This is a genomic window from Geomonas anaerohicana, from assembly GCF_016458305.1.
Classification (GTDB): Bacteria; Desulfobacterota; Desulfuromonadia; order Geobacterales; family Geobacteraceae; genus Geomonas; species Geomonas anaerohicana.
In genome coordinates this window covers 208710-232531 of the sequence record NZ_JAEMHL010000003.1, presented here as the reverse complement: position 1 = coordinate 232531, position 23822 = coordinate 208710, and the positions used below count along the sequence as shown (strand labels likewise).

General features: G+C 63.9%; 20 protein-coding genes. 9 read left to right on the top strand and 11 right to left on the bottom strand.

Annotation, left to right across the window (positions count from 1 at the left end; translation table 11 throughout):
* Positions 1-61: 61 nt before the first annotated feature.
* Both JFN91_RS07405 and JFN91_RS07400 read right to left on the bottom strand, forming a co-directional pair.
* Complete coding sequence (locus JFN91_RS07405; RefSeq protein WP_199388573.1) at positions 62-1336, bottom strand: efflux RND transporter periplasmic adaptor subunit; 1275 nt, start codon at positions 1334-1336, stop codon at positions 62-64.
* Positions 1337-1517: 181 nt separating this feature from the next.
* On the bottom strand, positions 1518-2120 hold the full coding sequence (locus tag JFN91_RS07400) for a TetR/AcrR family transcriptional regulator (RefSeq protein ID WP_199388572.1): 603 nt from the start codon (positions 2118-2120) through the stop codon (positions 1518-1520).
* A 218-nt stretch (positions 2121-2338) separates the two neighbouring features.
* Between JFN91_RS07400 and JFN91_RS07395 the strand changes: the two genes are divergently transcribed.
* Positions 2339-2860 carry a nitroreductase family protein gene (locus tag JFN91_RS07395; RefSeq protein WP_199388571.1) on the top strand — a complete coding sequence of 174 codons (522 nt, stop codon included), beginning with the start codon at positions 2339-2341 and terminating at the stop codon, positions 2858-2860.
* Positions 2861-3075: 215 nt separating this feature from the next.
* Here JFN91_RS07395 and JFN91_RS07390 read toward each other — a convergent pair whose 3' ends face one another.
* The 5 genes from JFN91_RS07390 to wecB all read right to left on the bottom strand — a co-directional run bounded on the left by JFN91_RS07390 (position 3076) and on the right by wecB (position 7650).
* Positions 3076-3663 carry a M23 family metallopeptidase gene (locus JFN91_RS07390; RefSeq protein WP_407932154.1) on the bottom strand — a complete coding sequence of 196 codons (588 nt, stop codon included), beginning with the start codon at positions 3661-3663 and terminating at the stop codon, positions 3076-3078.
* A 320-nt stretch (positions 3664-3983) separates the two neighbouring features.
* A complete protein-coding gene (locus JFN91_RS07385) occupies positions 3984-5657 on the bottom strand; it encodes an FAD-dependent oxidoreductase (RefSeq protein WP_199388570.1) in 1674 nt (557 codons plus the stop codon).
* 81 nt (positions 5658-5738) lie between these two features.
* On the bottom strand, positions 5739-5978 hold the full coding sequence (locus JFN91_RS07380) for an RND transporter (protein ID WP_199388569.1): 240 nt from the start codon (positions 5976-5978) through the stop codon (positions 5739-5741).
* A gap of 327 nt (positions 5979-6305) precedes the next feature.
* Complete coding sequence (locus JFN91_RS07375) at positions 6306-6482, bottom strand: FmdB family zinc ribbon protein (RefSeq protein ID WP_199388568.1); 177 nt, start codon at positions 6480-6482, stop codon at positions 6306-6308.
* Between the two features lie 73 nt (positions 6483-6555).
* On the bottom strand, positions 6556-7650 hold the full coding sequence (gene wecB / locus JFN91_RS07370; RefSeq protein WP_199388567.1) for a non-hydrolyzing UDP-N-acetylglucosamine 2-epimerase: 1095 nt from the start codon (positions 7648-7650) through the stop codon (positions 6556-6558).
* 328 nt (positions 7651-7978) lie between these two features.
* Here wecB and JFN91_RS07365 point away from each other — a divergent pair, with 328 nt between their 5' ends.
* The 7 genes from JFN91_RS07365 (at position 7979) to JFN91_RS07335 (ending at position 16450) form a co-directional block, all read left to right on the top strand.
* Positions 7979-9967, top strand: a complete 1989-nt coding sequence (locus JFN91_RS07365; RefSeq protein WP_199388566.1) for a CheR family methyltransferase — start codon at positions 7979-7981, stop codon at positions 9965-9967.
* Positions 9968-9997: 30 nt separating this feature from the next.
* A complete protein-coding gene (locus JFN91_RS07360) occupies positions 9998-10534 on the top strand; it encodes a chemotaxis protein CheW (RefSeq protein WP_199388565.1) in 537 nt (178 codons plus the stop codon).
* A 72-nt stretch (positions 10535-10606) separates the two neighbouring features.
* Positions 10607-12343 carry a methyl-accepting chemotaxis protein gene (locus JFN91_RS07355; RefSeq protein ID WP_199388564.1) on the top strand — a complete coding sequence of 579 codons (1737 nt, stop codon included), beginning with the start codon at positions 10607-10609 and terminating at the stop codon, positions 12341-12343.
* Positions 12344-14386 (top strand): hybrid sensor histidine kinase/response regulator, encoded by a 2043-nt coding sequence (locus JFN91_RS07350; protein WP_199388563.1) that lies wholly within the window; start codon positions 12344-12346, stop codon positions 14384-14386.
* Between the two features lie 47 nt (positions 14387-14433).
* On the top strand, positions 14434-15498 hold the full coding sequence (cheB, locus tag JFN91_RS07345; protein WP_199388562.1) for a chemotaxis-specific protein-glutamate methyltransferase CheB: 1065 nt from the start codon (positions 14434-14436) through the stop codon (positions 15496-15498).
* A 25-nt stretch (positions 15499-15523) separates the two neighbouring features.
* On the top strand, positions 15524-15895 hold the full coding sequence (locus tag JFN91_RS07340; RefSeq protein ID WP_199388561.1) for a response regulator: 372 nt from the start codon (positions 15524-15526) through the stop codon (positions 15893-15895).
* A 252-nt stretch (positions 15896-16147) separates the two neighbouring features.
* On the top strand, positions 16148-16450 hold the full coding sequence (locus JFN91_RS07335; RefSeq protein WP_199388560.1) for a hypothetical protein: 303 nt from the start codon (positions 16148-16150) through the stop codon (positions 16448-16450).
* Here JFN91_RS07335 and JFN91_RS07330 read toward each other — a convergent pair.
* Genes JFN91_RS07330 through JFN91_RS07320 form a run of 3 tightly spaced genes read right to left on the bottom strand, consistent with a single transcriptional unit; the run spans position 16379 to position 20689 of the window.
* Positions 16379-18022 carry a sensor histidine kinase gene (locus JFN91_RS07330; protein ID WP_199388559.1) on the bottom strand — a complete coding sequence of 548 codons (1644 nt, stop codon included), beginning with the start codon at positions 18020-18022 and terminating at the stop codon, positions 16379-16381. The two genes, JFN91_RS07335 and JFN91_RS07330, sit on opposite strands and share 72 nt — an antisense overlap.
* Position 18023: 1 nt before the next feature.
* On the bottom strand, positions 18024-18872 hold the full coding sequence (locus tag JFN91_RS07325) for an ABC transporter substrate-binding protein (RefSeq protein WP_199388558.1): 849 nt from the start codon (positions 18870-18872) through the stop codon (positions 18024-18026).
* Positions 18860-20689, bottom strand: a complete 1830-nt coding sequence (locus JFN91_RS07320) for a TonB-dependent receptor plug domain-containing protein (RefSeq protein WP_328746122.1) — start codon at positions 20687-20689, stop codon at positions 18860-18862. The genes JFN91_RS07325 and JFN91_RS07320 overlap by 13 nt, the downstream gene beginning before the upstream one ends.
* A gap of 339 nt (positions 20690-21028) precedes the next feature.
* On the opposite strand from JFN91_RS07320, the gene gptM reads away from it, so the two are divergent.
* Positions 21029-22366 carry a geopeptide radical SAM maturase gene (gene gptM, locus JFN91_RS07315; protein WP_199388557.1) on the top strand — a complete coding sequence of 446 codons (1338 nt, stop codon included), beginning with the start codon at positions 21029-21031 and terminating at the stop codon, positions 22364-22366.
* Here gptM and JFN91_RS07310 read toward each other — a convergent pair.
* Positions 22360-23766 (bottom strand): sigma-54-dependent transcriptional regulator, encoded by a 1407-nt coding sequence (locus JFN91_RS07310; RefSeq protein WP_236015017.1) that lies wholly within the window; start codon positions 23764-23766, stop codon positions 22360-22362. The genes gptM and JFN91_RS07310 overlap by 7 nt on opposite strands.
* Positions 23767-23822: the final 56 nt, after the last annotated feature.

Genomic DNA, 23822 nt, shown 5'->3' with positions numbered 1-23822 from the left:
CAACGTTCAACGTTCGACGTTTACTTCACATCGACGAGAGTGGCTGTTTTAGTGGTCGCGCCTACTTCTTCTGGGGCTGTGCCGGGGCTGCCGGGGCTGCCGGCTTGGCGCCTGCGGCGCCCTGGCCGCCCTGCCCTGCCGCTGCCGGAGCGCCGGTGCCGGGGCCGGGGCCACCCTGCCCTTCGGGGGACTGGAACGGCACCACCTTCACCTGGGTGCCGGGACGCGCCTTCTGCAGCCCCTCGAGGATCACCTTCTCGCCCGGCTTCAGGCCGGAGCTCACCAGCCAGGCGTCACCCACGGTGCGGGCGACCTGGACCGGCCTCGGCTCGACCTTGCTGTCGGCGCCCACCACCATGACGATGGCCTGGCCGGCCGCGTTGCGGGTCACGCCGCGCTGCGGAATCAGGATCGCCGCCTCGTTGATCCCCTCTTCCAGTACCGCGCGCACGAACATGCCGGGGAGCAGGGTCTGCTTGGGGTTCGGGAAGACGGCACGCACGGTGATGGAGCCGGTGCTCTGGTCCACGGTCACGTCGGAGAACTTGAGCGTCCCGGTCACCGGGTACGGTGTGCCGTCCTCGAGCAGCAGCTTCACCCGGGCCTGACCCGCCTGGTCGCGCTTCAACAGACCGGTGGCGAGGCTGCGGTTCAGCTTCAGCATGTCCGAGCTGGACTGGGTCACGTCGACGTACACGGTGGAGAGCTGCTGGATAGTCGCCAGGGCGGTCGGCTGGCTCGCCGTTACCAGCGCGCCGTCGGTCACGCTGGAGCGCCCGATGCGGCCGGATATGGGAGCGGTCACCTTGGTGTAGGCGAGGTTGATGCGCGCCGTTTCCACGGCAGCCTTGGCGGAGGCGACGTCGGCCTCGGCCTGCTTGAGCGCGGCGTAGGCGGCATCGTAATCCTGCTTGCTGACCGCGTTGATCTTGACCAGTTCGCGGAAGCGCTCCTCCTTCAGCTTGGCGGGGAGCACGTTGGCTTCGGCGCGCGCCTCGCCGGCCTTGGCGCTGGCGTAAGCAGCCTGGTAGGTCGCGGGGTCGATCTGGTACAGCACCTGGCCGGCCTTGACGTCGCTACCCTCGGTGAAGACCCGCTTCAGGATGATGCCGCTCACCTGGGGACGGACCTCGGCGATCAGATACGGGGAGGTGCGCCCCGGGAGTTCGGTGGTCAGTGCGACGCGCTCGGGCTTCACCTCGATGACGCCCACCTCGGGGGGGCCCATCGGCGGCCCGCCGGCCTGCTGCTGTTTCTTGCCGCACCCGGAAAGAAGCAGGGAGCCGCTCAGAACTACGACGACGGATAAAAACTGTGCCCTGTACTTGATCTGCATGAAAACACCTCGTTTGGTTGGTTGCTGCCGGTTAAAAGAGTCAGGCGGGCGCAGGGCCCGCGTATTTATTTGCGTCTAAAGGAAACAATCAGCACGATCCCGCCCCAGGTCAGGGCGAACAGGATCAGACAAAGCTTCATCAGCATGGAAGAACCTCCCCTTGGAATGAACGATCCGTCAGCTAGCGGCGCAGGGCGTCCCAGCAGGCCCCGACCACCTGCTCGATCAGGGCATCATCCAGCTTTATAAAGCCAAGGATGTGGTCGCGACAGATGTCCACCAGCGGGCCGAAGAAGAGCGAGAAAAGGATGGCGAGTTCCAGCGGCTTGAAGATCTGCTGCGCCACCGCCTCGTCGAACAGTTCGCTGATGATGTCCTTCTTCTGCTGGCCGAAGATCTTTTCGCGGCGGTGGTCCACGCCGTAGGGGGAGTTGTGGAACTGCTCGACGAACCGTAACTGCAGCGGCTCGTTGATCAGGTGGCGCACCAGCGCGGTCCCGATATGCACCAGGCGCTCGCGCACCGGCCCGTGCTCGGGATACCCCTGCATCATCACCTCGACGAAACGCTCTTCCACGTTCTTGTAGATCCAGCGGATCAGGTCGTCCTTGTTCTCGAAATAGCGGTAGATGGTGCCGGCGCCGACACCGGCCTTCTCCGCGATCATGGCCATGGGCGCGCCGTGAAAGCCCTGCTCGGCCACCAGTTCCAGCGCTGCCTGGATGATTGCTTCACGCTTTTCGGCACACTTGTCCGGCTTGTCATACTTTTCTGCTTTATCCATCTTCTTCCCCTTTCGCGGAATGACCGTTCATTCCTTTATATGCCCCTCGTTTTGTACTGTCAATAAGGCAAAACGGTAAAATCGATTAAAAACAGGTAAAGATGAGGCACCGGGCGGTGTCCGTCACTCACAGGGCGGGTTTGACTGTGAATGGGTTTTGGAGTAGATTTGCCGTTCTGTCACAGCAAAGCCGACCATCTCACACAGAAGGAAAAGCCATGATCGAACTGTTACGCAAACGCCGCAGCATAAGAAAATTTACCGATGAGCCGGTATCCGCCGACGCCGTCGAGACACTGATCGAAGCCGCCCTGAGAGCACCCGCCTCCCGCAGCCTGAACCCGTGGGAATTCATCGTCGTGGATGATGCCGAGCTGCTTAAGCAACTGGCGGCAGCCAAACAGCACGGCTCCGAGTTCGTGGCGCGGGCACCGCTCGCCATCGTGGTCTGTGCCGACAGCACCAAGTCCGACGTCTGGGTCGAGGACTGCTCCATCGCCGCCATCCTGGTCCAGTGCACCGCGCTGTCGCTGGGGCTGGGGAGCTGCTGGGCACAGATCCGCGAGCGCAAGCACGACGCGCAAAAGAGCGCCGAGCAGTACGTCCAGGAACTGCTGGGACTTCCGGAGACGGTCAAGGTGGAATGCATCCTGGGGATCGGGCACCCCGCCGAGCGCCCGCGCCCCCTGCCCGCCGAAAAGCTGCAGCGCGAGAAGGTAAGAAAGAATCGTTGGTCCTGACTTTCCTAAGGCCCCACCGCGGTCATGTGAGTCAAAAGCGGCGGGAAAAGCCCCCTCCCGCAAGGGGCGGGGGGACCAAAGACAACAAATCGTAAATAAAAAGAAAGGCCCACCCCGGTAAGGGGTGGGCCTTTTTGTGCTCTACGCGCAGCCAAGGTGAAGGGAAAAAAGACACACCCCGGAGGAGGTTTACTGGGGTGTGCCAATAACACCGTTTAGCCGCCGTTGATATTCGACTTGATGTTTTGCAACAGGGAGCCGATCGACTCGTCCAGTTGCTGCTCCAGCTGCCGGCGCGTCTCCGCACTGATGCCGTGAGACTTTGGCGGCGCCGCTGCCGCCACCTCCGGCACCTCCTCGCTCTCGGCAGTCACCGGGCGACCGCTCGGTATCTGCTCGTAGTGGACGTGTGGCCCGGTCGACCTGCCGCTGTTGCCGGAGAAGGCCAGCACCGTACCCGCCTGGACCAGTTCCCCTGAATGCACGTTCACCCGAGAGTTGTGCCCATACAGGGTGCGGTCCCCGTTGTCGTGCTCGACGATGACGGTGGCGCCGTAACCGCGGCGCTCCCCGGCGAAGGTCACCTTGCCTGGCCGCGTCGCCCGTACCGGTGTGCCGGTCGGGACGGCGATGTCGATGCCGCGGTGAAAGGCGAGCTTGCCGCTTCCGAAGGGATCGAGGCGCCAACCGACTCCCGAGGTCACCACGCCGTCAACCGGAAGTGAAGCGCCGGCCCGTGCAGTAACCGGTGACAGGCACAGAAGAATGGTCAGTATGAAAAAGAAATGCCGTACTGCGGTCACCCTGGTCCCCGACGTGAAGAGATGTGATGCTCGAGACAGCGAGCCTGTATCAAGTTGCGTGCCCGCTTCGTAATTTTCAGCTAAGCGACTGATTCAATTGAAGTCTGCCTAACGTCAGCCAACCAACCCGGCGCGGACACTGCAGAATATTCGCTGCTCATCGCAGAATATTCCGCAACGACCACTGGTGGCTGGTTCATCCCCTCTCCCGGAGGGAGAGGGGGATTCGCATCTTGGCGGAAGATAGTCGCTAATCGGTAAAGAAAAAAAGGGGACCGCCCCCAGGCGGTCCCCCTTCGGATCGCTACTCCCCCTCCCCGTTACTGGTCGCGGAAGCGGTACGGCCAGGCCATGATGCCGCCATCCATGAACTTCACGTCGGCAAAACCCGCCGCATCCAGGATCTTCTGGGCCTCGTACCCCCTGAGACTCACCTTGCAGAAGGTGATGATCTCCTTTTCCTTTGGAAGTTCTTCCATCCGCTCGCGCAGCGTTCCCAGCGGGATCAGCTTGGCCCCGGCAATGCCGATCTCGCCATGCTCGGCGGGGGAGCGGACGTCCAGCAGGATGAAGTCATCCCCCTCCTCCAGTTTCCTTTTCACCTCACGCGCCGAAATGCCGCGGGCGTGCCCGGCGAGTTTGTTCTTCATGATGTCGGCGGCAACGATGAGGTTGTCCATCGCGGCGCTGTAGGGGGGCGCGTAGGCGAGGTCCAGCTGGGAAAGCTGGTCGGCGTTGGCCCGGAAGGTGATGGCCGCTGCAGCTGCGTCGAGGCGCTTGTCCACCGCCCCCTCCCCTGCCGCCTGCAGACCGAGGATGCGGCCGGTGCCGCGCTCGGCGACCAGCTTCAGCAGGATCGGCTTGGCGCCCGGGTAAAAATGGGCGCGATCAGGCGCCGGAGAGAGCACCGTCTCGACGTCGAACCCCTGCTTACGGGCTTCGCTTTCGGTGAGGCCGGTCTTCCCCGCGTTGACATTGAACACCTTGAGAATGCTGGTGCCGATGACGCCGGCAAAGGTCGCCGAGCCCCCGGCTGCGTTGATCCCGGCCACGCGCCCCTGCTTGTTGGCGGTGCTCCCCAGCGGAACGAATACCTTCTTCCCGGTGACCAGGTGGGTAGTTTCGCAGCAGTCGCCACAGGCGAAGATGTCGGGATCGCTGGTAGCCTGCCGCTCGTTGACCGCAATGGCGCCGGTCACCCCGATGGCAAGCCCGGCCTCGCGGGCCAGAGCCACGTTGGGCCTCACCCCGGGGGCGAGCACCACCAGGTCGGCAGCGATCTGCCGGCCGCCGGCGATCACTTGCTGCACCCGCCCCTCGCCGGCAAAACCGGTGACGGCACAGCCGGACAGCACGGTCACTCCCTGCAGCTTCACCTGCTTTTCCACCAACGTTGCGACCTCGGAGTCGAGCACGCCGGGCAGGAGCTGGTCCCGCATCTCCACCAGGGTCACCCGCATTCCCTTGTCCTGCAGCGCTTCTGCGGTTTCCAGGCCGATGAGACCCGCACCGATGATGCACGCGGCGGCACCGGGAACTGCCCGTTCCTTCAGCAGTTCGGCGTCCTCGATGGACTTGACGGTGAAGACGTTGTCCAGGGCGACGTTGTCGATGGGAGGCACCACCGGAGAACTGCCGGTGGCCAGCACCAGCTTGTGATAGCAAAGCTCGCTCTCCCCGGCTCCCCCCTCGCGCAGGCGGACCACCTTGCGTGCCCGGTCGATGGCGGTGACCTCGGTGTTGGTGCGCACGGAGACGCCCTTTACCTTGCTGAAGAAGTTGCTGTCGCGCACCACCCCGACCGGGGTGCTCATCAGTTCCTTGAGCTCCTTCACGGTGTCGGAAAGGTAGTACGGGATGCCGCAGGCGCCGTACGATATGAAGTTGCCGCGGTCGAGCACGACGATTTCGGCCCGGGGGTCGGTGCGCCGCGCCTTGGCTGCCGCCTTGGCACCGGCGGCGTTGGCGCCTATAACCACAATCCTGTTTTTCATCACACTCCTCCGACTATCGTCTGCGGGCCCCGCGCAGGAACCCCAGCGGCAAAACTCACGGCAACTCCGTCTCCCACAGCATCACGACCTGCCACGGGCGCCCCCCCTGTCGCGGACATCCATCACCACCCGGCAGGCCAGCAGCGCGAAGGGCCAGGCATGCCAGAAAAGGTCGAATATATCCAAGGGACGCACCAGGGTTCCGGACAGGAGCATCCTCAACTTCTCCACCAGGTGCGGCAGCGGGACGAACGGGGCAAAACCGAGCACCACGGCAATGGGAATCAGAGTGCCGTATCCCGGCAGTTTCAACGTCCTCACATGCTCCTCCGGCAAGCAGCCAGGTAACGGCAAATCCCCCCTGTCCCACCTTTCACAAGGGGGGGACGCTGGCCGCGTGCCCCGAAAAAAACTTCAGACGCGGGCGAAATGGCTCGCGCTCTCCGCGCAGTGCGGAACTGGCGCGGCCACCGCTGCAACGGCACAATACACATTCGACTTTTTGCATGTCAAGCTAATTCCTTCGTTTACAGTACCGCCATCCCGATAACCGCCCCTCGTACAGAAAAAAGGCAAAAAAAGAGAGGGCCGTCAGGCCCCCTCTTCTCGACTTCGTGCTGCGCCCAACTGGGCGACCGGTTAGAACCTTCAGCCGCCACTGTGGCATTTCGTTTCCGACGTGCCCCCCGCCGCGAAGGTGGACAGAGCCTTGTTCACAGCGGCGGAACCGCAGGTCGGACAGCTGCACTCCTCGGGCGCCCCCCCTTTGTGCAGTTTCTCGAAACGGGTGCCGCAGTCTTTGCAAACGTACTCGAAAATGGGCATCACAGCTCTCCTCGTCTTTTATATGCAAACTTTTGCATATACTATAGCCGCAATAATTGGATGTCAAGTGTGATCACGCCCCCTCGCCTTGAGCCAGCACTTTCCAGATCCGCTCCGCCGCCCGGCCGTCCCAAAGCGGCGGGATTCGGGCCGTATTCTTCTTGGCCAGGCTCTGTTCGAAACCGGCCAGGATCCCGCCCGGAGTGGTTCCCGCCAGCACGTTGCTTCCCAACTCGACCGTGATGGGGCGCTCGGTGTTCTCCCTGATGGTGACGCAGGGAACCCCCAGGGCAGTGGTCTCTTCCTGCAGACCACCGCTGTCGGTCAGCACCGCCTCGGCATCCTTCCAAAGGTACAGGGCTTCGCGGTAGCCCAAAGGCGGCAGGAGCACCACCTTTTCGGACAGGTGGACGCCGTGTTCCCGCATCATCTTGGCGGTGCGCGGATGCACCGGGAAGAAGATGGTCCGGCTCTGGGCAAGCTGGTTCAGCGCCTCCGCTATGCCGGAGAAGGTCTCGCGGCAGTCGACGTTGGAGGGACGGTGCAGGGTGAGGAACAGGTAGGGGCGCGCCTGCTCCTTGAGCGCAAAGCCGCTGAGCAGGCTCTGGTCCTGGCGCGAGAGGCACTCGACCTGGTGCAGCAGGTTGTCCACCATCACGTGGCCCACCGCGTGGATCCTCCCGGCAGACTTACCCTCCCGGAGCAGGTTGTCCACGGCGCTCTCTTCGGTGACGAAGAAATGGTCCGAGATGGCGTCGGTCACCATCCGGTTGATCTCCTCGGGCATGGCAAGATCGAAACTGCGCAACCCCGCCTCCACGTGGGCCACCTCGATGCCGCACTTCTTGGCCACGATGGAACAGGCCAGGGTCGAGTTGACGTCCCCCACCACCAGGACCAGGTCGGGGCGCTCCTTCAGGCAGACCTCCTCGAAGGCGACCATGACGGTGGCGGTCTGGGTGGCATGGCTGCCGGAACCGGCGTTGAGCGAGTAGGTCGGTTGCGGGATCTCCAGCTCCTGGAAAAAGGTGCCGGACATCTCCTGGTCGTAGTGTTGGCCGGTGTGCACGATGCAGCAGCGCACGGACCGGCAGGCCAGCGAGGAGCGGTAGATGGGAGCGATCTTCATGAAATTGGGTCGGGCACCGGCTACCAGCAGGACGTTCATGGCTTCCTCGTCTTCAGCAGCCCAGAGGGAATGGGCATTTACCAGACTGCCGCAGGGGTTTATTGGGGTCTCAGAAACATTGTAAGTTTTTAACATTGACCCGGACGATTGCAATGACTGCCGGACCGGCAGGGGAACAAAACGTCAAAACATGATTCTACCGATGAAATTAATTTTAGTTGACCTGCCAGCGTTAAACCAATACTATTGGCGTGATTTCGGCTGATTACCTTTTACCCGACCGTTTTATTTTGATGTACACGGGCTTTACCGCCACCTGCTACGCTTTGAGCCTGTTACCAAGATATCCAGGAAGAGGAACAGCCGTTTGCCACTGCAAATCCTCATCATCAGCGATAACGAATCCTTCACCACCTACCTCGGTGAACTGCTGCAGCGCGCCGGGCACGCGCCCCGTTCCGTTGCCCAGGAAAAGGAAGCCTTTCCCGCCATCAGGCGGCAGAAGCCGGACCTGATCATCCTCGCCCTGGAGGCGTCGAAGATCCCCCCGCTCGCCATCGAGCACCGGGTACAGACACCGTCGGGGCCGCGCTCGGTCCCGGTCATCGTCATCTCCGAGGTCCTGAGGCTCGAGGCGGAACTGCTGCAGGTTTTCGACTTCATCGGCAAGCCGCTGGACGTGAAGCGCCTTTTGGACGACGTGGCCGCGGTGGCGCTGAGAAAGGCGGTGCCGCCCCAGGACCAGGAGCTCGATGCGCGGCTGGCGGCGGCATTCTCCCGGCACATCCTCTCCCACAGCGGGCTGCACTTCGACCGGCGCAACCAGCCGGCCCTGACGCGGGGACTGCTCAAGCGCATGGCGGCGTTGCGCCTCACCGATTTCAAGGAGTACCTGCAGTACCTCAGGGAGCACGGCGAGGACCGCCACGAGCTGCAGAAGCTCTTGCAGTTCCTGACCGTGGGCGAGACCTACTTCTACCGCTACCCCGCCCATTTCGAGGTGCTCAAGGAGCGCTTCGCCGCCCTTTCCGCCTCCACCGCCCCGATCCGGATCTGGTCGGCAGGGTGCTCCACCGGCGAAGAGCCCTACACCATCGCGATGGCCCTCATGGAAGCGCTCCCCGACTGGCGCCAGCGGGATATCAGGATCATCGCCACCGACATCAACAACCGTTCCCTGAAAAGGGCCCGCGAAGGGGTCTACTCCCCGTGGTCCATGAGGATCACCACCCCGGAGCAGTCGGCACGCTACTTCAGACGGGTCGGGGAAAGCTTCCTGATCAGGGACGAGGTGAAGCAACTGGTGCAGTTCTCGCACCTGAACCTCTCCGTCCCGTGCCGGGAGCCGGTCTGCGACGAACTGCGCGACCTGGACGCCGTCTTCTGCCGCAACGTCCTCATCTACTTCACCCCGGAGACCGCCGCAGGGATGCTGGAGCGCTTCGCCGCCGCGCTGAAGCCCGCCGGCCTGCTCTTTCTCGGGCACTCCGAAACCCTGTTGCAGCGGGGCCTGGAGCTGGAACTAAGGCGCAAGGAGCGCAGTTTCTATTACGTGAAGAGCGGCAGCGGGACGCCGGGCACCGCCCGCCCTGCGCTGCCGCAGCCGGTGGACGAGGGCGACTCCCTGACCGAAGAGCAACTCCGGCTGGCAGCGGCGTGGCTCAGCGAACAGAAGCCGTGGGTGGGCGATGCCGAGCCGCATCCAGCCGACAGCGCCGACAGCCCCGATGGTCCTGCGCTTCCCTCACCCCTGCCCTCTCCCGTAGGGCGAGGGAGGGAGCCCCAGCCCCCGCCAGGCAGCGAGGCCGCCCCCAAGGCGCCGGTGAGCAGCGAGGCAGCCCCACACGCGCCTGCGCCAGACGGCGACCTGCTAGAGGCGGCGCGCGAGCTGTTCGACCGGGAGGAGTTCGACCCGGCGCTGGAGCTTCTGGAACTGCTGCTGCAGCGCACCCCGGACCTCCCCGACGCACTGGTGCTCAAGGGGTTCATCCTGGCAGGGAAAGGTAAGCTGGAGCAGGCGCTGGTGACCAGCGAGCGGGTGCTCGCCCTGAACGACCTCCTCCCGGAGGGATACTTCCTGAAAGGAGTGCTCCTGGACGCAGCGGACCGGTTGGACGAGGCGGCCCGGGAGTACCGCAAGGCGCTTCTGCTGGACCACGACTTCATCATGCCGCGCTTCCACATGGGGCGGCTGCACCTGCGCCAGGGACGCATCGCCGAAGGAACGCGGGAGATCAGGAACAGCATCAGGATCCTGTCGCGCTGCGACGACCACGAGACGGTCCCCTTCTCCGGAGGACTCACCAGGGCCGTGTGCATGCTGCAACTGCAGAACACGCTGGCGCGCGTGGCCTAGCCGCCGCTGCCGCCATGAGAGGTATTTGAGATGGGAGACGACAACAGCTACGACATCCGCACCATCCTGACCCAGATGCGGGAAGAATACTGGCAGGCGCTCGCCGAGGAGGAAAGCGAGGCGAAGGAGACGCTGGAATGCCTCGTGTTCACCCTGGGCGGCAAACGCTACGCCTTCGAGACCCACTACGCCTCGGAGGTGATCCGCATCCCGAAGCTGGTGCGGGTCCCGGCGGTGCAGAGCCTGATCAGGGGGATCTTCAACCTGCGCGGTGAGATAACGGCCGCCATCGACATCCGCCCCATGCTGGGGCTCCCCCAGCCCGAGATCGGCCCGACCGGGCGCATCCTGGTTGTGCGCGGCGACAACTTCGCCACCGGGATCCTGGCCGAGGCGGCGCACGGGGTACAGGGGCTGTGCTTCGATGACTTCGAGCCGGTCGCAGCGGGGTCGGGCATCAAGACGCAGTTCCTCAGGGGACACTTCAGTCTCGAGGAGGGGAGCGTGATCCTGCTCGACATGGAGGCGCTCCTGGCCGATCCGGAACTGGTGGCGGGCGAGGCCTGAGGCACGCCGCGACGGGCAGACAACGGTGATTAGGAAATTCGGAACATAAACTTAGATACTGGGGTTTTCGACATGTCCAACAAGCTATCGGTAAAGATCGTCAGCGTCCTGATCATGGTCATGGTGGTCATCATGACCGCCTTCTCGGTGTACTTCGTACGTTCGCGCCGCGCCAACATGGAGGAGGAACTCCTCTCCAAGGGGCGCATCCTGGCGCAGACCGGCGCCCGCTCCATGGAACGAATCATGGAGGAGGCGGTGGCCAACGGCACCCTGACCCAGGAGCAGCTCTTCGACGAGCACTACGTCCCGATACCCAATACCGACCCGCCGAAGTTCCACACCCAGTTCGACCGTTTCATGGACCAGGCGGTGCAGGCACTCGAGGACGAATTCCTGAAGGACGACCAGATCGTCTTCGCGGTCCTCACCGACCGAAACGGCTACATCGCTACTCACAACACCAAGTACTCGGCCCCCCTCACCGGAGACAGGGAGAAGGACAAGCTGAACAGCCGCACCAAGCGCATCTTCAGCGATCCGGTCGGGGTCGCTGCGTCGAAGAACGTAGAACCTATTCTGAAGCAGGTCTACAAGCGCGACACCGGCGAGACCATGTGGGATCTCTCGGCCCCGGTCTTCGTGAAAGGGAAACATTGGGGCTCCTTCCGGATCGGGTTCTCCATGGAGAAGACCGAGCAGAAAGGGGCCGACCTTAGAAACCAGATCGTGGGGAGCATGGCGGTCATGCTGCTGGTGGCGAGCATCACCATCCTGGTGGTGGTGAGCCGCGCGGTACAGCCGTTGCGCAAGCTGACCGAGAAGGCGCACAAGATCACCGGCGGCGACCTGGACGAGACCATTCCGGTGGAGAGTAACGACGAGATCGGCGAACTGGCCGAGGCCTTCAACGTGATGACCACGGTCATCGTCAGGGACCTCAAAGACGAGATCGGCCGCTCCGGGCGCCTGATCGCATCGGTCAAGGAGGCGGTGATCCAGCTCTCCAGCGCCGCCAACGAGATGATGGCCATCAGCGCCCAGCAGGCCTCGGGCTCGACCCAGCAGGCGAGCGCGGTGCAGGAGGTGACCACCACCAGCGAGGAGATCGCCATCACCGCCAAGATGATCACCGGCAACTCCAAGAGCGTCGAGGCGGTCGCCGAAGACACCACGAGAAACTGCAACAGCGGCCGCGAGGACGTCACCAACGCCATCGACGGGATGGGCCAGGTCAGAAGCCAGGTGCAGAGCATCGCCAAGAGCATGCTGGAGTTGGGCGACAACAGCCAGAAGATCGGCGGCATCGTGGAGATCATCGACGAGATCAGCGACCAGACCAACCTGCTCGCCTTGAACGCGGCCATCGAGGCGGCGGGCGCCGGCGAGGCGGGCAAGCGCTTCGCCATCGTGGCCCAGGAGGTGAAGCGCCTGGCGGACCGCACCGTTGAGGCGACCCGCCAGATCAAGGGGCTCATCGGCGAGATCCAGCGCGCCACCAACAACACCATCATGGTCACCGAGGAAGGGACCAAGGCGGTCGACGCCGCTTCGCAGCTGGTGGACAAGGTGCAGTTCTCCTTCGCCTCCATCATGTCCACCGCCCAGGAGACCGCCCGCACCGCCAAGGAAATCACCCTCTCCACCCAGCAGCAGACCTCGGCCTGCGAGCAGATGGCGGAGACCATGACCGAGGTGCGCGACGTGGCGCAGCAGGTGGCGCTGTCGGCGCACGAGACCGAGAAGGCCATCGCCGAGATACTGGAGCTGGCCGAGCGCCTGAAGGAGATCACCGAGGAAGAGGCCTAGATGGCGAACCGTTACCTGGAGATCTTCTGCCGGGAGGCGGAGGAGCATCTGGCCTCGCTGCAAAGCGGCCTGCTGGTACTGGAGAAAAACCCGGCCCGCACCGACCTGCTGCACGAGCTCTTGCGCAACGCCCACACCCTGAAGGGGTCGGCGCGCATGGTCGGACTCGCCGACATCAGCGCCATCACCCACACCATGGAGGAGCAGCTGAAGGGGATGGAGCGCGGCGAGCGCAAGGTGGACGCCCCGGCCATCGACCTCCTCCTGCGCGGCGCCGATGCGGTGGCGCTGATCACCTCGGCGCTGATGCGTGGCACGACTCCCGAGCTGGACGTGGAGCGCTTCGTCGCGGAATACGAGCGGGGCGAGCTGGGGCAGCACATAAGCGCCGAGCCCAAGGAGGCGCAACCCGAGGCCCACGCGGACACGGTGCGGGCCGACGTGAAGACCCTGGACCACCTGGTCAACCTGGTGGGCGAGCTGATCATCAACAAGAAGCGCCTGGAAGCGAAGCTGGAGCGTCTCAAGGAGATCGGCTACGCCCTCCCCGACCAGCACGCCGCCGAGCTGGCCACCTTCCGCGGCGAGCTCGAGGAGGACGTCCTCTACCTCGACTACCTGATCCAGGAACTGCACGGCAAGGCCATGGGGCTGCGCATGCTGCCGCTACGCACCATCTCCGACGGGCTGGAGCGCCTGGTGCGGGACCTGGCCCAGCAGCTGGGGCGCGAGGTGCAGTTCCAGATCGTCGGGCAGGCCATCGAGATGGACCGGGTGCTCCTGGAGGGGCTCAAGCCGATCCTGATTCACCTCTTGACCAACGCGCTCAGCCATGGTATCGAAGCCCCGGACGCGCGCGCCGCCGCCGGGAAACCGCGCCGCGGCACGGTGCTCCTCTCCGCCCGTCACCAGGGCAACTCGGTGCTGGTGGAGGTGCGCGACGACGGGCGCGGCATGGACCCGGCCGGCATCAAGGCGGCCGCCGTGGCACGCGGGGTGCTCGACCCGCGCGAGGCGGACGCCATCAGCGACGAGGAGGCGCTCTACCTCACCTTCCGTCCCGGCTTCTCCACCGCCGAGATCGTCACCGACGTCTCCGGGCGCGGTGTGGGCATGGATGTGGTGAAGAAGAACATCGAGCGGGTCAAGGGGAGCGTCACCCTCTCCAGCGAGCCCGGCAGCTACACCCAGGTCACCCTGCAGCTCCCGCTCACCCTTTCCGTCCTGGACGCCCTGATCGTGGCCTGCGGCGGCGAGACCTTCGCCATCCCCACCACCTACCTGCAGGAGATCGTCAAGGTGCGTGCCGGCGAGATCGACACGCTGGGGAGCGGCGAGGTGATCAAGGTGCGCGGTGCCACCACGCCGCTGTACAGCCTGCCGGGGATGCTGGGGCTCCCCGAGCGCCGCGACGCCGGCGACGCCCCGCTCTCGGCGGTGGTACTGAAGCACTGCGACCAGCGCATCGCCTGCATCGTCGAGGCCCACCTGGGCTACAGCGAGGTGGTGGTCAAGGGGCTGGGGAAACAGTTCCGTAACGTACGGTTCCTGTTCGGCGCCACCATCCTCGGCGACGGCAACCCGGCCCTGATCCTGAACGTTCCGGACCTGTTCGAGGCCGGCCGGGGGGTACAGCGCGCGCCGCTTTCTGCCGAAGAGGTACAGGCGGCCCAGCGCCGCCTCAAGGTGCTGGTGGTGGACGACTCCATCACCACCCGCACCATGGAGCAGAGCATCCTGGTGAGCCAGGGGTACCAGGTGGTGACCGCGGTCTCCGGCGAGGACGCCCTGGAAAAGAGCGCCCAGGAGCAGTTCGACCTGGTGATCTCCGACGTCGAGATGCCGGGGATCAACGGGTTCGAGTTGACCCGGGCGCTGCGGTCCACGGATCAATACCGGGAGATCCCGGTGATCATCGTTTCTTCGCTGTCGCGCGACGAGGACAAGCGCCAGGCGCTGCAGGCCGGGGCCCAGGCCTATATCGTCAAGGGAGCCTTCGACCAGGGGCTGTTGCTGGAAACGGTGCAGATGCTGATCGGCTGAGCACACGAATTGCGTGCGCACGCGCCGCTGCCAAGGAAGGAACTACTATGACCACGAGGGTACTGCTGGCCGACGACTCCCTTCTCGCACGCCAGCTGCTCAAGGACATGCTGCAGGCAGGGGACGACATCCACGTGGTCGGCGAGGCGTGCGACGGCAGGGAGGCGGTCGAACTGGCCCAGGCGCTGCGCCCGGACCTGGTGATCATGGACCTCCTCATGCCGGTTTTGGACGGCCTGGACGCCATCGAGGAGATCATGGCGCTCTGCCCCACCCCGGTGCTGGTCCTTTCCGCCGCGGTGGAGGCAAGCGAGGTGGACCGCGCCTTCATCGCCATCAAGCGGGGGGCGCTGGACGTCATGGAGAAGCCCAGGCTGGACGGGGACGGGACGCTGGAGGAGTTCGCGGCCGCGCTGCGGGAGAAGGTCCGGTTCCTCTCCCGGATCAGGGTCATCAGGCACCCCCGGCGCAAGCTGCGTGCAGAGCCGCTCGCCGCCCTTGCCGACGGCTCCGGGCACAGCCTGCTCGCCATCGGCGCCTCGACCGGCGGCCCCAAGGCGGTGATGCGCCTCTTGAAGGCCCTCCCGGCGGACTTCCCTGGCGCGGTGTTCGTGGTGCAGCACATCGCGCCAGGGTTTGCAGCCGGCTTCGCCAACTGGCTGGACCGGGAATGCGCGCTGCCGGTCCGGCTCGCCCGCGATAGCGTCCCCTACCGCGGCGGCGAGGCGCTCATCGCCCCCGACGGCAGGCACCTGACCGTGGCCGACGGGGTGATCCGGCTCACCGACGCCCCCCCGGTCAACTGCTGCCGTCCCTCCATCGACGTATTCTTCGAGTCGCTGGCCCGGCAGCGCTGCGACCAGGTGGTCGCCGTGCTCCTGACCGGGATGGGGCGCGACGGCGCCCAGGGGATGCTGCACATCAAGGAGGCCGGCGGCACCACCATCGTCCAGGACGAACCGTCCTGTGCGGTGTTCGGCATGCCCAAGGCCGCCATAACCCTCGACGCGGCGGACCAGGTGGTCCCGTTGGACCTCATCCCCGCCGCCCTGGAAAAATTATTCGCGGCCGTGCGCCTCGAAACCGCAACCGCCGGTGCCTCCGCGCCGTAAAAACCGAACCAGAAGGAGACGCGCCTTGAACGAAAAGATCCTCATCATAGACGACAGCGAGCTGGTGCTCGCCATGGCCAAGGACGCCCTGGATCAAGCCGGCTACCAGGTGCTCACCGCCACCAACGGCATAGAGGCCAACCGCTTCATCTTCGCCAAGGACCGGCCCGACCTGATCATCATGGACATCATGATGCCCATGCTGGACGGCAACAAGAAGGCCAAGCTGCTGAAGGAGAACGAGGTGAGCCGCGACATCCCGATCCTGCTCCTCTCCTCCAAAAGCGAAGCCGAGATGCGCGAGCTCGTGGACGAGGCCAAGGCCAACGGCTACATCCTGAAGCCGTTCACGCCGGCACAGATCATCAAAGCGGTGAGCGAGGTGCTGTCCCGGTAAGGAAGCGGGCGCACCTGGTGTAAAAAAACGAACAGTTCCTTTTTTTACACCGACCCGACAAGCAACTGTTTTACCGATCTTTTGCGCGCCGAGGTGGCGCATCTGTAAAAAAACGCACACCCGGCGCCCACGTCACCCCCAAAGCGACCTCCTGCAACTGATCGTTTTTACAGGGTTTTCTTCCGGCTTTCTTGGCACGGATATTGGAAATACCGTCTGGTGTTTCGATGTCAATGCAATCGGGAGAAGACCATGGACCAACAGTACTGCATCATCAACCAATGCCTCCAGCTGCTCAAGCAAAGTGACCTGCCCACCATCAAGAAGCTGCGTGTCGAGATACAGCTGATCCAGATGAAGCGTCTGCTTTTGAACGACCGGCTTACCAACGATATGGTCACGGGGGCGTGCGGCGAGGATGTCTTTGAAGGGCTTTTAAACCAGATGCGCAGGATCTGCGGCGAAGGGTCCCAGGGGGATGCGCTAACGGACCTGATGGAGAGGATCGGAGGGATGCTGACCGTGCTGGGCGGGGAGCAGCACGCCCACCACTGAGGCAGGGGCGACCGGCAGCACCACCCTCGCCACCGTCCCCTTGCCGACGGTGGAGTCGAGCTGCAGCCGGCCGCCGTGCTCGGACACGATGAACTGCGATATGTACAGGCCAAGCCCGCTGCCGCCCAGTTCGAGCTTGGTGGAATAGAAGGGTTCGAACAGGCGCTCCATGGTCTCCGGGGCGATGCCCGCCCCGTTGTCGCGCACCTCGACCACCACCTCCCCCTTCCCGGCTTCGTGGCGGGTACTGAGATGGACCTCGCCGCTACGGCCCGCACAGGACTGCATGGCGTTGAGGATCAGGTTGATGAGCACCTGCTCGATCTGCTGCTGGCTTCCCGCAATGGTCGGAATGGAGGTACCCAGGGATGTGTGCAACTGCACGTCCCGTTTCATCTGGCAGGCGAGCACCGACAGGGCCGCCGACACCGCGCTGTTGATATCCAGCCTCTGGCGCAGTTGCCCCCCTCCCCCCACCCCGTAATCCCGCAATCCCTGCACCACCTGCGCGATGCGCTCGGAGTTCTCCACGATCTTGCCCGCATTCTCGGTGAGCACCAGCCGCGCCTTCTGGTACGGCACCCCCCCCAGGTAGAATTCCCCCTCCTCCTGCCATACCCCGTCCAGCAGGGGGAGAGCATCGGCGAGCATCTTGCCGATCATGTGCCCGGAAAAACGGATCGACGCGTTGGGGTTGTTGATCTCGTGCGCCATGGAGGAAAGGAGCAGCCCCAGCGAGGTCATCTTGTTGGTCTGGATCAGCCGGGCCATGACCCGTTTCTTCTCCTCCTGCACCTCGAGCCTCATGGCGCGCAGCAGTTCGTCCTGCAGCGCCTGGTTTTCCAACTCGCGCAGCTCCAGGGAGGCGGCCATGGCGTTGATGGCGTTGGCGGCCCTGCCCAGTTCGTCGTCGCCGTCCAGGTCCACCCGGGCGGAAAGGGTGCCGCTGCCGATCTTCTCGATCCCGGCCAGGAGCAGGTTGAAGGAGTTGGTGACCCTTTTCAGGATCTGGTAGCACAAAAGGGAGACCAGGATCCAGAACAGGGTGCCGATGGCCAGCGAGGCAGCCACCAGGGTGACCAGCCGCTCGCGCGCCCCGGTGGTGTCCAGCTTCAGGCGCACCTCGCCGATGACCCGCTGCTCGCTCCCCTGGGGCTGCCCCAAAAGCGCCGACTCCGGAGAAAGGACCCCGCTGGGGGAGCTGATGGGGACCTGCATGTCGATCACGTCCCCGGCGACGGCCTGGGTCTTTGCCTGCTGGGCCAGCAGCCTTCCCTCACGGTCCACGATGGAGACCGTAAGCACCGAGGGGTAGCGCACGGTCCCCTCGGCCAGGATGGCCAGTGCCTCCCGGTTCTCGGCAAAAAGCGGCAGGCGCGCGTTCTGGGCCAGCACCGTCGCCAGCAGCTTCCCTTCCCGCTCCATGTTGGAGCGGTAGGCGTTCAACTCGGTGAGCACGTAGAAGGTTACGAAGGCAGCGGTCAAAAGCGCGATGGTCCCGGTGAAGATGAGGTAGAGCCGGAACCGGAAGCTCTTGGCGTAGGGAGGGAGTCGGAGTTTTCTTTTTCTCATGTCAGTGCCCCGCCAGGGTGTTCAGTTTCAACTGCCGCACCACCCCCTCGTTGGTCCTGGCGACCACCCGCCGGGGCGGGTCCCCCACCTCTTCCGGCAGGTTCCCGTCCAGCACGTTCTGCGCCAGTTCGGCCAGCTGCCGACCGATGTCATAACGGTCGATGGTCAGCGCCACCGCCCCGCCCATGGAGAGGTAGACATCGGCGAAGGTGACCACCGGCACCCGTTCCGCCTGTGAAAAGAGGAAGTAGGCCTCGGTGGAAACCGGGGAAACCGCCGTCGTATCGGGGAGCATCCAGAGCGCGTCCACCTTTCCCTTCAACGAGGCGAGCATGGCCGGGGTCTCCTTGGCGGCGTGCACCTCGCGAAGCACCAGTTTGATCCGGGAGCGCCCGGCGAGCGCCAGGGCGCGCTTCACATAGGCGCCGCTGCGGGCCGGGTCGTAGAGGACGCCGACCCGCTCGCACCCCATCTCCTCCAGGACCGACAGGTACTTGCCGGGGTCGAGCAGCATGGTGACGCCCCCGGCGGAACGGCGCGGCTTCGCGTTCAGCGCCATCATGTAGAGCACCGGCGCGGCGTGCTGTTTTTGCGCCAGCTCCAGGGCGCGGTCGCCGACGGCCACGATCAGCTTGGGGTGTTCCTCGCGGTTGATGCGGGTCAGGTCGAGCTCGGCGTAATCGGTAAGGACGATGCGGCGCACCGAGCCGCGGTAGTTGCGCTTGAAACCGCGCACGGCCTCGTCGTACCCCTTGTCGTGCATGGATTGCAGCAGCAGCACGTCGTAGGCCAGGGCGAGCGTCGGCAACAGGGTGAAGAACGCGAGAAGCAGGAGTCTTAGAAGTGACATCTGACCCCCGCTTCCGCCCAGCGCCCCGGATTCTTGTAGAGCTCGGTAAGGTACTGCTTGCCTTCAAAGATGTTTCTGAGCGAGCCGAAGATCTCTACCGTCCCGAACTCCCGATACTCAAACGTCTTGCTGAGGTGCAGGTCCCAAAGGACCCCCGCGCTCTTGCCGGTCGGCGAATTCCAGTTGATGTAGTACCCGGTAAGCTGCGCCTGCAGCTGGGACGGGTCCCGGTAGCGCAGGCCGAGCTTCAGGGTGTGCCTGGGCATGGAGCCCAGCTCCGGCCCGTCGTCCCCCTCGGTGGCACGGATGTAGGTGTAGCCGGCGCCAAGCGAGGTGTTGAAGAGGGGGACGGTGCGCAGTTCGAACTCCCCTCCCTGCTTGAGTTGTCGTTTCTTGACCACCCTGCTCAGTTCGTTGCTCAGGACGTCCCAGGTGTCGTTTCTGAAAAGGGTGGCCTTGAGCCAGAGGTAGGGTACTTCCCCGGACTCGAAACCAATCTGGGAGGTCCAAACCTTCTCAGTGGAATCGCCGCGGTTCAAGGAAGTGAGGCTGTAGCCCCGGGCGGTATAGCCACGCAGCAGGCTGTTTTCGCTCAAGGCGTAGGTGATGCCGAAGCTCGGGCTGAAGCGGTTACCACCGAAGCCGGTCCAGTCGAAGCGGGCACTGGGGGTGATGGCGAAATTGCCGATGGTGAGGGTGTCGTTGAGGTAGACGCCGAGCCGCTCCGCGCTCCTTTGCTCCCCTCCGGGCAGCAGTCCACCCAGCAGATGCACGTCGACGTGGTCATAGTCGACCCCGGCCACGACCAGCTGCCACTCTCCCTGCCAGGTCATTTTGAGGCTGCCGCCGATGCTGTCGTCATCCTCCCGGCCGCTTTGTAGCAGGGCGCGGCCGGGCGAACTGAGCACGAACATCTCCATGGTGCTCTGTCGGGTTCTTACGGCGGCGTCGAGGGCAAGGCCCTTATCCAGCGGCAATTGCAGGGAAAGCGAAGAGACCAGTTCGTGTTTCTGATCGTTGATGTCGAAAGCCGGCAGCTGGAGTATGCCGGTCTTTTTGGTGGTGTAGAGGGCGGAAAGGGTGACCCCGCCCCGGACGGGCAGCTCGTAGTGCAGCTTACCGTACAGGTTGTCGAGATTGGATTGGTTGTTCGGTCGCAGGCCGTCGGAGCGCAGTTTGCCCGCGGAGAGGTAGTAGCCCAGCCGGTCCACGGTGCCGCTCCCCTCGACCCGGCCGTCTACGGTCTCTCTACTCCCGAAGGAGCCCGAGACGGTGCCCCCGAAGGCGCTGTCCTGCTGCGGCATCTTGGTGATCACATTGATGACGCCGCCTAGGGCGCTCCCCCAAGAGCTGGAGGCGGCCCCCTTGACGATTTCGATGCGGTCGATGATCTGAGCCGGGATGGCGGCCAGATCCGGGAAATTGTCGGAGAGGCTGTTGATGGGGACGTTGTCGATCAAGACCAGGACGTGGTCGAAATCGGAACCCTGTACCTCTATGTTGGTGTTGGCGCCGGGGGTGCCGATTATCTCCAGCTGAATGCCGGTGATGGCGTAGAGGATGTCGGGCAGGGTATGCGCATTGAGCGCCGCGATCTCGTCCGCAGTGACTACCGTGATGTTTTCCGCTGTCTGCGAGGCGGGACGGGGTGACCTGCTGGCTGACACCAACTCCGTACCGGCGCCATTAAACAGTTCCACGGTACTTAAGTCATCGTCACAGGCGGCCGGCACCACTGTCAGCAGGCAGAGCGCCACAGTCAGCAGTACCGGCATGACTGCGGCACACACTGACAAAACTGCAGACGTCTTCCTCACACCCCCTCCTCACAAAAAAAATCGAATTTATTATTGCACTATAATTAAAGCTGTGTTAATTTATCACAGCAGGTTAAATAAGTCCAAGGTTTTTACCACACCCAAAGGAGGAAATCGCTATGGCAACAGAAAATCTGGCAGTGGAGATTCTCGATGAGGGCAACAGTATGTCAGAGTCGGTAACAGATGGATTCGGGTGCTGCTTCTACATGTATATCTTCTCCAATGCTTACTAAGACACTCCCTTTGTCCCGTCTTCCTCGCCGGGGAAGGCGGGACCCTGGTCCTTCCGGACGGCATTCAGACGGAAAAGCTACGTTACAATAGGTCTCCACCACCATGAAACTTTCGAGCTACCTCAAGGTTTACCCCTCCCCCGACCGTCCCGATCACCTCCTTCTCTACTCGACCCTGCGCGGCTCCGTTGCCGCGATCTCCGCCGAGACTCTGGCTGCCCTGCAAGCGGGCGCCGTGCCCGACGCCGGATGCGAAGCCCTGGCGCGGCTGGGTATGCTGGTGGAAGACCCCGACGCGGAAAAAGAGTTCATGCGCGGCCTCATCGCGCGCGCCAACGCCGAGGCTCGGGAATTCAAGGTTTCCGTGGTGTTGAACCTCGACTGCAACCTCGACTGCGGCTACTGCTTCGAAGGGGAGTTCCGCTGCGGGCACTACATGTCTGAGGACACCGCCGACCTCGTGGTGCAGACGCTGGTGCGGGAACGGATCGCCCGGGGATGGGACCTCACTGTTTCCTTTTACGGCGGCGAGCCGCTCTTGTCGCTGGACCTGATCCTGCGCATCTCGCAGCAGTTGCACGACGCCGCCCAAAGCCACGGCGTCAGGTATGCCTTCACCCTGGTTACCAACGGCACCCTCCTGGACAGAAAAACCGCGCTGCAGTTGCTCCCCCTGGGCCTGCAGGGGGCCAAGTTCACCCTGGACGGCCCGCAGGAGATTCACGACGTCCAGCGCCCCTACGCCTCCGGCGCCGGGAGTTTCGACGTGGTGGCGGGAAACCTCGCCCAGGTCTGCAACCTCATCTCCATCCAGTTGGGAGCGAACTTCAAACGGGAAAACTACCGCGAGTTTCCCCGCCTTTTGGACCAGCTTCCCCTGTACGGCATCACCCCCGACAAACTGGCCGTGGTGATGTTCACGCCGGTGGTGGCCACCGGTACCTGTGCGGACTTCAACTCCGGTTGCTCCATGAGCGAGGAACCGTGGCTTTTGGAGGCGGTTCCCTACCTGCGCGAAGCGACACTGGCGCGCGGGTATCGCGCCCCCGCACCCAAGCCGTCGGCCTGCATCGTGGAACTGGACAACTCGCTGGTGATCGACTGCACGGGGAAGTTTTACAAGTGCCCTGCGTTCATGGGGTGGGAAGAGCTGTGCGTCGGCAGCCTGACGGAGGGGTTACGGGACTTCGGTGTTTCGCATGGGATCGGGAACTGGCAGCAGGAGGCCTGCCTGGAATGCAGCTACCTCCCGCTTTGCTTCGGCGGTTGCCGGCTGGTGACCAGGCTGCAGGATAAGGCATTGACCGAGGTGGACTGCCGGCGCACGTTCTTTGACGCCACCCTGGAACAGACCGTGCTGCAGAATCTCACCTACCTGTCCCCCAGGAAAAAGGCGGCCGCCCAGAGCGCTCCTGTCCCGGTAGCCGCACCTTCCTACTGACGCTCCTGTTTCAACCTCTTGTTCAGGGTCGGCCTGGTAAGCCCCAACAGTTCCGCCGCCTGGGTCTGGTTGCCGTGGGTCAGTTTCATGGCCTCGGCGATCAGGTACTCCTCCACCTGCATCACCGTCGGAAATCTCCCGAACAGCGAAAACAAGGCGTTGTCGCCGCAATCGACCGGCTGCGCCGCCCGGACCGGCACCGCGGCCACCCCGGGGAAGTCCGCCACCGACAGGGGCGCCCCCTCGTTGCAGGTGACCGCATGGTGCACCATGTTGTACAACTCGCGCACGTTGCCCGGAAACCGGCATTGCTTCAGGGCGGCGATCACCGTCTCCGGTACCTTGGGAGCCGGTTTCCCCTGCTGCGCTGCGATCTGGTGCACGAAGTAATCCACCAGCGCCTCCATTTCCTCGAGCCGCTCGCGCAAGGGCGGCACCCGGAACTCGTGGGCGCACAGGCGGAAGTAGAGGTCGTTTCTGAAGGTCCCGGCGGCACGCAGGGCGGCAAAGTCCATGTTGGAGGCGGCCACGATGCGGGCGTCGCTTTTGAGCAGCAGGTCCGAACCGAGCCGGTAGTACTCCCTTTCCTGCAAAAGCCGCAACAGCTTGATCTGGGAGGCGAGGTTCAGGTCTCCGATCTCGTCCAGGAACAGGGTTCCGCCGGCGGCGGCGCTGATGAGGCCGTCACGCTTGCTGTCGGCGCCGGTGAAGGCCCCTTTCTTGTGGCCGAAGAGGGTGTCGGAGAACATGAAGTCGTCGAGCCCGGCGGCATTGAGCGAGATGAAGGGGCCCGGCACGCCGGAGACGTCGTGCACCGCGCGCGCCAGCAACTCTTTGCCCACCCCGGTCTCACCGGTGATGAGGACCGGGAGGCGGGAGCTGGCGATGGCCTCGATGTACTGGAAGATGCCGCGCATCTTCTTGGAAGTGGTGATGATGCCGGCGAAGGCGTCGGGGTTGCCCAGGGTGTCCGCCAGCAGGTAGTCCTTGAGTTTACGGTTTTGCTGGCCGAGTTCGCTTACCTGGAGCGCCTTCTTGACGCTCGCCACCAGGCGATTGGGGTCCACCGGCTTGGTGAGGAAGTCGAACGCCCCCTGGCGCATGCAGGTCACCGCGGTCTCCACGTCCCCCATGGCGGTCATCACGATCACGGGAATCTCCGGGTGCTCCACGGTCAGGCTCTGCAGGATCTCGGCACCGGTGACGTTGGGCATCACCCAATCCAGGATCACCGCGCTCACCCTGTGCTCCCGGACGTACCGGAGCACTTGGCGGCTGTCGGAGATGGTGGCGACGCCAGGGATGTCGCTCGAGGCGAGCAGCAGCGACACCTCGGTGAGGATCCCCGGCTCGTCGTCCACGAGCAGCGTGTGTTGTTGTGTGAGCATTCTGGCTGTCATCGCACCACCCAAGTATAGAAGTATCTATTTAAAGGATTCACATCATATCCGGTCGC